Here is a 10,100-nt window from a genome sequence, read left to right as displayed (position 1 = left end):
GCCACATCGTGCGGCGCGCTCTCTACATGGCGTGCGTCGCAGCTCAACGGGCCAATCCCCAGATCAAGGCGTTTTGCGATCAGTTACGCGCCAGAGGCAAAAAGACCAAGGTCGCATTCATCGCCGGCATGCGCAAGCTGCTCACCCAACTCAACGCCATGATGCGGGATGCCATTCCCTGGAATCCCCCCAAAGCGTGATTTCTTGGGGCTTGCCCCTTGACCTTCAATACAGTTGCTTTCTTTGCCGTGCGCCCCGAAGGAAGTCCCCTTGGGGGACAAAGAAAGTAGGTGCCGCCCCGCACAGGGGCAACGCATGCATACCGACGCGAACACAAGGAACCGCCGAAAGCAGCCAGAAACCGCGCGCAGCGCCCATCACCTGACCTTCACAGCCACAAAGCTCCTCGCATTGTTCCGCTGAATCAGCAGCGACATGCTCTTCGTCGCCTTCGCCTCAAGCGCCACAGCTTGCTCCTGCGATTCCACCAGCGTGTCATCGAGCGACAGCACGACGTCTCCTGCGCGCACACCCGCGCTCGCAGCGGGTCCAGTCGAGGCTTCCACCATCAAACCAAGCGGTAACCCGGTCGAGCGCTTTTCCTCGGCGCTCAGCGCATGCGCGATCAGACCAAGGCGGTCTGCGGCATGGCGCTGGGCCTGCGCTGTCGCGGCGGCGGGCTGCGCGGCCGGGTCCGTCATCACCGTTTTGACGGCGTGCACGTCAGACGGTGGCGCCTTGCTCACCGGGTCTGCTACGGCGGGCGCGACTGGCGCGTCGGTCTTCTCCGCCGCCTGTGCGGCTTCGGTTGCCTGTGCCGCAGTCGCCCCGGCGGTCCCTGCTGCTGCCGTCGCTCCCGCGGCCGCCGCAGTCGCATCCGCATCCGCCGCCTTCGCCGCGAACGCCGTGTTCGAGAAGCCCGCCACCGCGGGCTGGCGGTTGCGGATCACCTTCAGCGACGCCGGCGTGGCCGGCGGCACGGCAGCGAGCGCGGCGGCGAGCGTCGCGGCCCGGTCGACAGGCTTGCTGCCGACCTGCACGATCACGTCGCCGGTCCGGATGCCCGCTTTGCCGATGGGTGAGCCAGGATCGACGGCGTCGACGAGCGCGCCGCCCGCATGCGGCAAGCCGAGCGCCGCCGCAAGCCCGGGACTCACGTCCTCGACCTGCATGCCGAACGTGCGGATCGTGCCGCCACTGCCCGCACTCGCTGCGTTAGCCGCAGTGGCGCTGCCGGCGGGCGCCGCCTTGCGCGCCTGCAACTGGGCGCGGAACTGGTTGGCGGCGTCGATCGGAATCGCGAAGGTCAGGCCCTGGTAGCGGCCGCCGTCCGCATAAATCTGCACGCCGATGCCGATCACCTCGCCCGCGCGATTGAAGATCGGGCCGCCGGAATTGTCGGGGTTGACCGCGACGTCGGTCTGCAGGAACGGGAACGCGTTGCCGTCGGGCAGCGTGCGCGAGGTCGCGCTGAGGATGCCCGTCGTCACGGTGTTCTGGTAGCTGTCCGGCGACCCGATCGACAGCACCGGCTCGCCGGCGTGCACCTTCGCCGTTTCGGCGAGCTTCACGAATGGCAGATCGTGGCCCTCGATCTGCAGCACGGCAACGTCGCTTTGCGGGTCGACGGCGACGACCTCCGCCTTGAACTCGCGCTTGTCCGTGAGCCGCACGGTCACTTGCTCGGCGTTGTCGACGATATGCGCCGTGGTGAGCACGACGCCATCGGGGCTGACGATGAAGCCCGAGCCCGCGCCCGTCATCACGCGCGGTCCGCCGGCCTCGGCGTCAGATGCCGGCTTCGGCGCGCGCCGGAAGAACGCGAAGAAAGGATCGGCATCGTCGATGGCTTCCTGCTCGGGCGGCGCGGACGGGTCGTCGGTGCTGCGCGCGATCACGTGCACGACGGCCGGGCCGTAGCGCTCGGCGAGCGAGAAGAAGTCGGGCGCGGCCACGGCCGCCGGCGCGGTCGCCTCGGCGGTGGCCTTCGGCGCAGCGGCTTTGTCGCCAGCCGCCTTGTCGCCAGCCGCCTTGTCGCTAGCTGCCGTATCGCTAGCCGCCTTGTCGTGAGCGGCCTTGTCGTTAGCCGCCTTATTGGCGGCGGCTTTGTTGGCAGGCGCTTTGGCGGCGGCCGGAGGCGGCGTTGCGGCGTTCGCCTCGTAACAGAAAGCGCTGGCGAGCGCGAGGGCAAGCGCCGCCGCAGGGCGCGAAGTGCGGGCGAAGATCAGGCGGAGCACAGCACACCTCCCAGTGGTCATCGTGCTGGCGGGCGGAACGCGAACGCGGATAGCAAACGAGTGCCGACGACCATAGTGTAGTCACGCCACAAGACAATTGGGGGGCAGGGTTTGTCCTGTAGCGCACGCAAATCGGCACGCACGCGTCACAGTGGATGCGCGGCGCATCGAACATGGCGCCTGGCCGACTTTGCGGCTGGTCAGGACGATCACGGAAGGGAGGGCGCGGCGCAGAGAAAGGCGCGCGAGACGCCCCGCTCGTCGCGAGCGGGGCGTTCGGCGGTGGCGGGGGGCAGCGGGATCCGGCGATCGATTTCAGCTACCCGAATACAAGTTGCAGAAGCTCACCGGCCCGACACATGTCGTCGTGTGGGGTGCGCCGGCGTCGCTCGTGCCCTGCATGGGTGCGCCCATGCCGCTGGGTTCCTGCTGTTGATGCTGTGCCTTCGCACGCGCGACTTGTTGCGCTGAGATGGGGCTCACGTCGGGATACGAGCTATCGGTCACGAATTGCGAACCGTTGGCCTGCGCTTCGATCAACTGTTCGCGCACCTGGGCACGCGTGAGTCCCTGCGCTGATGCGGTGGATGCGGCGCCGATGCAAGCGGTCACGGCGAGCAAGGCGAAAAGCGGGCGGCGGATGATCATTTCGAACTCCTGATTAAATGGCATGGTTCGGCGACCGGCTGAAGCACGGTCGAATCAACGGAGACTGCAATGGGTATACTGCCGCGGGCGAGCTGTTATTCCCGTGGAGTTGTCGCCGAGGGGAGTTTTTCTATGTGAGCTGCACCTGGAGCCAATGCGGCAGACCCACGTCGATCAGGCTGACGCCAAAGAGCGCGAGCGCACCGCCAAACAGCAGAACGAGCGGACTGACCCGAGTTCTGAGCAGCGCGCAAAGCGACACGACGGCAATGGCCTTCGCGGGCAGGCCGCCGTTGAGCGACTTGAGCAGCACCCAGCCCGCCGCGAGCATCATGCCGGCCGCGATGGGCCGCAGGCCGCGCTCGAGCGCCAATTGCCACGCCGCGCCCTGATATCGGCCCCAGATATGCGTGACGCCGTAGATGAGGATAGCGGTTGGCAGCAGGAGCGCGGCGGTCGCCACGAGCGCGCCCCAGAACCCGGCAACCTGCCAGCCGATCAACGTGACGAGCAGCGAGCCCGGGCCCGGCGCCATGCGCGAAATCGCGAAGTCGGCGGCGAATTGCGAATGCGTCATCCACGGATGCACGTCCACGACCTGGCGCTGGATTTCGGCGATGATCGCCTGGCCGCCGCCGATCGTCACGAGCGAAAGTGGCGCGAAAATGGCGGCTAGCTGACCGAGCAGGCGTGCCTTCATCGCGCACTTCGGCGGATCGCCACGTATTCGTAGAGCACGCTCACGGTGCCGCCTGCCACGACCACCCACACCAGCGACATACGCAGAATGCCGATCGCAACAAAGGTCGCTGCCATCAGCAGCAGCGGAAGCACCTGCCGCCGCACGCGCCGTGCGGTGACGACACCCATCGACAGCGACAAGCCCGTGGCCGCCGCGGCGGCGCCTGCGATGAGAATCTGGGTGAGCGGATGGAAGATGAGCGCGCCGACCACGCTGCCGATCACGACGATCAGGCATGCGGGCGGCACGACGATGCCTGTTACGGCCACGGCGGCGCCGCGCCAGCCCAGCAACCGGTGCCCGATCCAGATCGCCATGTTTTTCACGTTGATACCGGGCAGCGCCTGCGAGATGGCGAGCCCGTTGAGAAAGTCCTCTTCGCTGATCCAGTTGCGATCCTGAACGAATTCGCGCAACAGCCAGCCGCTCAAACCGCCGCCAAAGCTCGTCATGCCAATGCGGCTGAAAATCAGAAAGAGTCCGAACAGCGTGGGGCGCGGGGAGGCGTTTGGCGTGGAAGCAGTCACGGGGATGACGGAAGGCGGGTCATGCCGAACGGTTCGGCGATCGTCTCGTGCGGCGGTGGCCGAAATTATAGCGCCGCAACACGCGTGACGCCGTGCACCTGGCGGTGCGTGGTCACGCAAAACTCAGGACGACGCCGGGGCCGTTATGATGGTCGGACTCGCAGCGGCTCCATCGCTGTGATCGCTGTGATCGCTGTGATCGCTGTAACTGCGCTGTCCGCCGTGTGCCGCCTGGCGTGACGTGAACAAAACGCCTTGCCGCCATTGCTCATGCCCAGGAAAAAGACCAGCGTCTGGTTCAAAGGTCTCGAACTGCTCACCCGCATGAGCGCACCGCGACCGAAGAAAAAGGTCGCCGTACGCAAAACGGCGCCGGCCAAGGCCGCGCAGGTCGCGAGGCCGGCAGCCAAACCGGCGAAGCGCGCCGGGAAGGCGCACGTGGGGCGTGCGCAGCCGGCGGGTACGGCCGGCAGATGGATCCGCTCCTATCATTCCGCGCCGCCCAGGGCCGGGCATCTCGTCAACCATCTCGCCTATGCGCTCTATTTGCCCGCGGGCGCGGCTCGTGGCACGGGCCTGCCGCTCGTGGTCATGCTGCACGGCTGCAAGCAGACGGCGGAGTCGTTCGCCGCGGGCACGCGGGTTTGCCGGCTGGCGGATCGCGCAGGCTTCGCCGTGCTGCTTCCCGAGCAGGCGAAAACGGCGCACGCACAGCGATGCTGGCACTGGCACGGCGATCATGCGCAGTCGGAGGCGCCGGCGGTTGCCTCGCTCGTCGATGCCATCGCGCGCGAGCACGGATTCGATCGCGAGCGCGTCTACCTTGCCGGCATCTCGGCGGGGGCGGGTCTCGCGTCCGTGCTCGCGATGCGCCATCCGTTGCGCTTCGCGGCCGTGGGCCTGCATTCGGGCCCGGTTTTCGGCGCGGCCAGTTCCACCATGACCGCGATGAGCGTCATGCGCCACGGCAGCCGCGAAGACCCGGTGCATCTGGTCGATGCCGCTCTCGACGTCGCCGCCCATCCCGGTGTGCCGGCCTTCATCGTGCAGGGCGAAATCGACGCGGTCGTGGCGAGGCGCAACGCCGTGCAGCTCGGCATGCAGTTCGCGCGTATCAACCGGCTGCTCGACGCGCAGGGCGAATTGCGCGTCGGCGAGATCCGGACCCATAGCCGTGACGCGGTGGCGTACACCGACTATGTCAAGTCGGGCAGGCTCGTCGTGCGTGTGTGCGTGGTTCGCGGTCTCGGGCACGCATGGAGCGGCGGCGATCCGCGCGAAGCGTTTCATTCGGACCGGGGCCCCGACGCAATGGCGATGATGTGGCAGTTCTTCCGGCGGCAACACCGAAGCGCGGCAGATGAAATGGTGTGAGCGGGGCGTTAGCCCTCGCTTGCGCGGCGCACTCTCGCCGGTAGCAGCATGGCCGCCGCGAAGCACAGTAGATGCAGGCCGCAGAGCGCCGCGAACGCCAGCAGGAATTGCCGCGGTTCGGCAGCGGAGGAACTCGGCACGGCCAGGGAAACGGCGATGGAAACTAGCGTCGTTGCGACCGGGCCACCCATTCTCTGGGCGATATTCAACGCGGTGTTCGCCACCGGAAGCCGTGCTTTCGGCATGCGGGCATACGCGGCCGAAATCGAAGGAATGCTAATGGTTCCCTGACCGACACCGGCGATAAAGAGGCTGGCCATCGCGAGGCCGGTGAAGAGCGCATGGCCGCTCATCCACAGGAACGGCAGAGTGGCGACGAGCGCCAGCAGCGCGCCGCCCGCCGCGAGCGCGCGGCAGCCCAGCCGCTCGGTGAGAAACCCCATGCAGGCGAACGAGGCCATCATGCCCGCGCCCGTCGCCGCGAGCAGCCAGCCCGCGTGCGCGGCGCTCAGGCCGCAGCCCGCTATCAGGTAGAGCGGCACGGCAAGCTGCCGTCCATACATGATGCCGTTGGCGAAGAACTGCGTGATGGCGGGAACCGCGAACATTCGGTCCGCAAAGAGGCGTACGTCGATTAGCGCCGACGTTGGCCGGCGTAGCGAGTGCCACACGAATCCCGCGAGGAGCGCGGTGCCGGCTAGCAGAATCCCCGCGCCTCCGGCGTGCATGGCGCTCTGGAATCCATAGACGAGTGCGGCGAGCCCCGGCGAAATCAAAGCGAAGCCCGCGAAATCGAAGCGGCGTTTGTGGGGTTCACCGGCGTCGGGCTCGAGCAGGAGCACGGCCAGCGTGACGCCGAGTATGCCGACCGGCACGTTGATCAAGAAGAGCCAGGGCCAGGCGGCCCGCGCCAGCACGGCGCCGGCGAGCACCGGGCCGAGAATCGGCCCGAGCAGGATAGGCAGCGTGGCGTAGCCCATCACGCGCTCCATGTTCTTGCCCGCGACGCGTCCGATCATCATCTGCGCCATGGGTGCGAGCACCCCGGCCACCAAACCCTGAACGATGCGCGCGCCGATCAGTTCCCCCATGGTTTGCGCCGCGCCGCACAGCACGGAGGCGAGCGTGAAGGCCGTAAAGGCGAAGAGATAGAGCCGCTTCGCACCGACGCGGTCCACCAGCCAGCCGTTGAGCGCAAGCACGAGCGCCATCGCCAGCAGGTAGCCGCTCATGATCCACTGCGTCGTGGCAACGGGCGAGTGGAGCGCATGGCCGATGGCCGAGAGCGAGACGTTCACGAGCGTCGAATCCATCTGCGCCATGAAAGAGCCGATGGAGACGACGACGGCGACCTTCCAGACGGATGCGGGAATCCGCTTGTCGGGGGCGCTGGGCTCACGGGTGCCGGTCATCGTTCAGCCAGCCTTCTCATGATGTCGCCCGCCTTGAAAAGCGTGGCGCGCTCGTCTTCGTCGAGGGTCGCGATGGCTTGCGAGAGCCAGAGCTGTTTCGCGTCGCGGGTGCGCCTGCGTAGTTGCCTGCCCTTTTGCGTCAGCTCGATCACCAACTGACGGCCGTCGGTCGCGTGCGGCGTACGCGTGACGAGGGCCATTTGTTCGAGCGCCGCGACGGTGGCGCCCATCGACTGGGGCCGCATGCCTTCGGCGCGCGCGAGCGCGGCAATCGTGGCGGGGCCGTCGTTGGCGAGCCGCGACATGACGACGGACTCGGTCATCGAGAGCGATCCCGCATCAGACTCGTTGCGCGTGCGCCGCACGAGCATGCCGATCGCCTGCATGAGGTCGATGACGGCGGGTTCGGGGGATTTGGCAGACATGGCGACTCACGCGGATTCGGCTCGGGTACGTCATCGAATCATGAAGATAAACAGCCAGGCTTGCAAGGTTACCTGTTAAAAACTGAAGGGCGCGAAGAGAGCGATGCGAAACGGCTAACGCCAGACGCGCACCATTGAGGCGTATGCTTGCCGTCAAACGACGGCATTCAACCCCGATGGAGACACGCATGGCGGCACTTCAAATCGACGATGTCCCGGCCGCGATCCGGCAGGCCAAGCGCATGTTGCGCGCGCAACTGCCGAACTATCGCGAAGTGTTCGAGGAGGTCGCGCAGGCCATAGGCAAACAAGCGCGGCACATCGCCCGGCTGCGCGAGGCGGGCGAGGCCGTGATCCCGGAGATTGCGTTCGCCGACATCCAGGCGCAGCGCGTGAACCCCGAGGCGATCGCGCTCGTGAAAGCGCGCGGCGCCTGTGTGATCCGCCGTGTGTTCGAGCCGGAGCAGGCCGCGCGCTGGGACGCCGAAATTGCCGAGTACGTGGCGCGCAACGATCTCGACGCGCGTGCCGCCCAACGCGCGGCGCAACGCAACGCCCTCCCGCCGCAGGCGAGCCGCCCGTTGATCTACGGGCTCTACTGGTCGCGCCCGCAGGTGCAGGCACGCGAGTCCGCCGAACTGACGGCCGCGCGCGTGTTCCTGAACCGCCTCTGGCGCCATGAGAGCGAAGGGCGCGTGCATTTCGATCCTGATGTCGTACCCGCCTACGCGGACCGTCTGCGGCGCCGGCCGCCGGGAACGGCCGCGCCCGGCCTCGCCGCGCATTGCGACGGCGGCGCGGTCGAGCGCTGGGTCGACGAGAATTTTCGCCAGGTCTATCGCCACGTCTTCTCTGGCGACTGGCGGCGCTACGACCCGTTCGACGGCGCGTACCGCACGAACGCGAGCGAGATTCCCTCGCGCATCGCCTCTTCGATGTTCCGCACTTTCCAGGGCTGGACTGCGCTCACACCGCAGGGCCCCGGCGACGGCACGCTGCAGATCGTGCCCATCGCCAACGCCATGGCGTACGTCCTCTTGCGCGCGCTGCAGGACGACGTGGCCGAAGACGACCTGTGCGGCGCCCAGCCGGGCCGCGGGCTGCCGATTCGCCCCGAATGGCATGCGCCGCTGATCGATGCGTTGACATCGATTCCCCACATGCAGGCCGGCGACACCGTGTTCTGGCACTGCGACGTGATTCACTCAGTGGAAGACGAGCACCGAGGCAGCGGCTACAGCAACGTGATGTACATCCCGGCCACGCCGGGTTGCGCGAAGAACGACGCCTATTTACAGCGCCAGCTGCCGAGCTTTCTCGAAGGCCGAAGCCCGCCGGACTTTCCCGCCGAGCATATCGAGGCCGATCTGGCGGACCGGGCGGGCGTGGCCGATCTCACGCCGCTCGGCCGCACCCAGCTCGGCTTGCCCGGCGTTGCTTAACATGGGCACGTGACCCGCGCGTGTCGGCGCATCGATTCGCGCGCTTGCCTGTAAAAGCACGCGTATGGCATGCTGTGCGCCGATCAACCGGCCATGACGACCATGGATTTCGCTTCGTCCGTCGCAACGTATGGCGCCGACCTGTCGGGCCTCATTTGCGGTTTTCGCTTCACGCCCGGCCAGCCCGGCCAGCCCGTCACGTGCGACGATGTACTCGAGGCGCTGCGGCCCCCGCACGAGAGCGGCGAGCCGCAGGCCGCGCGCGACGACACGTTTTACTGGCTGCACTTCAATCTCGCCCACGCCGCGGCGCAACCGTGGATGCGCGCGCATCTCGATCTGCCCGACGCCTTCTTCGAGATGCTCGTGGAAGGCTCGCACTCCACGCGTATCGAACACGTGGACAACGGGCTCTTCGCCGTGGTCAACGACGTGATGTTCGATTTCGAACTCACGCCTTCGCAGATCGCGACGCTCTGGTCGTACACGCACGAGCGCGTTCTCATCACGGCGCGCCTGAAGCCGCTGCGCTCCATCGACCGTCTGCGCGGCTATGTGCGCAACGGCGAGACCTTCCGCTCGCCGGCCGAGCTGCTGATCCATCTAATGCGCGACCAGGCCGACCTCATGGTGGAGATCGTGCGCCGCACGAGCGTCGACGTCGATCGCGCCGAGGACCAGTTTCTCGCCTCGCGCCGCAACGCGAGCCGCCATGAACTCGCGGCCATGCGGCGCATCCTGGTGCGCCTGCAACGCATGCTCGCGCCGGAGCCAGGCTCGATTTTCCGTCTACTCGCGCGCCCGCCGCGCTGGCTGCTGACACCCGACATGCAGGACCTGCGCGAGGCGACCGAGGAGTTCTCGCTCGTGCTGGGCGACATGGCCGGACTCGTCGAGCGCATCAAGCTCCTGCAGGAAGAAATTGCCGCGCGGCTCGAAGAGCAGAACAACCGCACGCTCTTCACGCTCACGCTCGTCACCGTACTCGCGCTGCCCATCAATATCGTCGCGGGCTTCTTCGGCATGAACGTGGGCGGCATTCCGCTCGCGGAAAACCGCCATGGCTTCTGGCTCATGGTGGTGCTGGTCGCGACCTTCACGGCGCTGCTGGGCTGGTGGGTGTTCCGCCGGCGCGGCGACACCTGAGGCTTGCGGGGCAGCCGCAGGACTGCCGGCGCGCGCGATACAACCGACGGCCTCACGCGTCCGGGCATGATCGGCGCTCACGTTAGCTGACATTGGCGTGCGCCGGGCACCGCGCGCGTGCGCGGCGAGCACGTTGGTGTATGTTGG

At 67.2% G+C, this 10,100-nt stretch carries 9 protein-coding genes and 1 pseudogene; 4 read left to right on the top strand and 6 right to left on the bottom strand.

Annotation, left to right across the window (positions count from 1 at the left end):
• A pseudogene (locus M3I53_RS21495) lies at positions 1-200 on the top strand (IS110 family transposase); the annotation flags it as partial.
• Between the two features lie 177 nt (positions 201-377).
• On the opposite strand, the gene M3I53_RS21490 reads toward M3I53_RS21495, so the two are convergent.
• The 4 genes from M3I53_RS21490 to M3I53_RS21475 form a co-directional block, all read right to left on the bottom strand.
• The gene (locus tag M3I53_RS21490) at positions 378-2,237 is read right to left on the bottom strand and encodes a trypsin-like peptidase domain-containing protein (RefSeq protein WP_254317858.1); all 1,860 of its coding nucleotides are present in this window, start codon (positions 2,235-2,237) and stop codon (positions 378-380) included.
• A gap of 315 nt (positions 2,238-2,552) precedes the next feature.
• Positions 2,553-2,885: a DUF4148 domain-containing protein gene (locus M3I53_RS21485; RefSeq protein ID WP_254317857.1), complete on the bottom strand. Its 333-nt coding sequence runs from the start codon at positions 2,883-2,885 to the stop codon at positions 2,553-2,555.
• A gap of 130 nt (positions 2,886-3,015) precedes the next feature.
• Positions 3,016-3,585 (bottom strand): chromate transporter, encoded by a 570-nt coding sequence (locus tag M3I53_RS21480; RefSeq protein ID WP_254317856.1) that lies wholly within the window; start codon positions 3,583-3,585, stop codon positions 3,016-3,018.
• A complete protein-coding gene (locus tag M3I53_RS21475; protein ID WP_254317855.1) occupies positions 3,582-4,154 on the bottom strand; it encodes a chromate transporter in 573 nt (190 codons plus the stop codon). The genes M3I53_RS21480 and M3I53_RS21475 overlap by 4 nt, the downstream gene beginning before the upstream one ends.
• A gap of 270 nt (positions 4,155-4,424) precedes the next feature.
• On the opposite strand from M3I53_RS21475, the gene M3I53_RS21470 reads away from it, so the two are divergent.
• The gene (locus tag M3I53_RS21470) at positions 4,425-5,528 is read left to right on the top strand and encodes a PHB depolymerase family esterase (protein WP_254317854.1); all 1,104 of its coding nucleotides are present in this window, start codon (positions 4,425-4,427) and stop codon (positions 5,526-5,528) included.
• An 8-nt stretch (positions 5,529-5,536) separates the two neighbouring features.
• Here M3I53_RS21470 and M3I53_RS21465 read toward each other — a convergent pair whose 3' ends face one another.
• Both M3I53_RS21465 and M3I53_RS21460 read right to left on the bottom strand, forming a co-directional pair.
• Positions 5,537-6,940: a DHA2 family efflux MFS transporter permease subunit gene (locus M3I53_RS21465; RefSeq protein ID WP_254317853.1), complete on the bottom strand. Its 1,404-nt coding sequence runs from the start codon at positions 6,938-6,940 to the stop codon at positions 5,537-5,539.
• Complete coding sequence (locus M3I53_RS21460; RefSeq protein ID WP_254317852.1) at positions 6,937-7,365, bottom strand: MarR family winged helix-turn-helix transcriptional regulator; 429 nt, start codon at positions 7,363-7,365, stop codon at positions 6,937-6,939. The genes M3I53_RS21465 and M3I53_RS21460 overlap by 4 nt, the downstream gene beginning before the upstream one ends.
• Before the next feature lie 188 nt (positions 7,366-7,553).
• Here M3I53_RS21460 and M3I53_RS21455 point away from each other — a divergent pair, with 188 nt between their 5' ends.
• Both M3I53_RS21455 and M3I53_RS21450 read left to right on the top strand, forming a co-directional pair.
• Positions 7,554-8,807: a DUF1479 domain-containing protein gene (locus tag M3I53_RS21455; protein ID WP_254317851.1), complete on the top strand. Its 1,254-nt coding sequence runs from the start codon at positions 7,554-7,556 to the stop codon at positions 8,805-8,807.
• Positions 8,808-8,909: 102 nt separating this feature from the next.
• Positions 8,910-9,953, top strand: coding sequence for a transporter (locus M3I53_RS21450; protein ID WP_254317865.1), 1,044 nt, complete (start codon positions 8,910-8,912; stop codon positions 9,951-9,953).
• The last annotated feature ends 147 nt before the right edge of the window (positions 9,954-10,100 follow it).

Source organism: Paraburkholderia sp. CNPSo 3272 (assembly GCF_024206495.1).
Classification (GTDB): domain Bacteria; phylum Pseudomonadota; class Gammaproteobacteria; order Burkholderiales; family Burkholderiaceae; genus Paraburkholderia.
Note: the sequence above shows the minus strand (reverse complement) of the source record. Positions and strands in the feature narration are given on the sequence as shown.

Coding starts and splice junctions, on each gene's coding strand:
- M3I53_RS21460 (WP_254317852.1), bottom strand. CDS start 7,365: ATGTCTGCCAAATCCCCCGAACCCGCCGTCATCGACCTCATGCAGGCG.
- M3I53_RS21465 (WP_254317853.1), bottom strand. CDS start 6,940: ATGACCGGCACCCGTGAGCCCAGCGCCCCCGACAAGCGGATTCCCGCA.
- M3I53_RS21450 (WP_254317865.1), top strand. CDS start 8,910: ATGGATTTCGCTTCGTCCGTCGCAACGTATGGCGCCGACCTGTCGGGC.
- M3I53_RS21485 (WP_254317857.1), bottom strand. CDS start 2,885: ATGATCATCCGCCGCCCGCTTTTCGCCTTGCTCGCCGTGACCGCTTGC.
- M3I53_RS21480 (WP_254317856.1), bottom strand. CDS start 3,585: ATGAAGGCACGCCTGCTCGGTCAGCTAGCCGCCATTTTCGCGCCACTT.
- M3I53_RS21470 (WP_254317854.1), top strand. CDS start 4,425: ATGCCCAGGAAAAAGACCAGCGTCTGGTTCAAAGGTCTCGAACTGCTC.
- M3I53_RS21455 (WP_254317851.1), top strand. CDS start 7,554: ATGGCGGCACTTCAAATCGACGATGTCCCGGCCGCGATCCGGCAGGCC.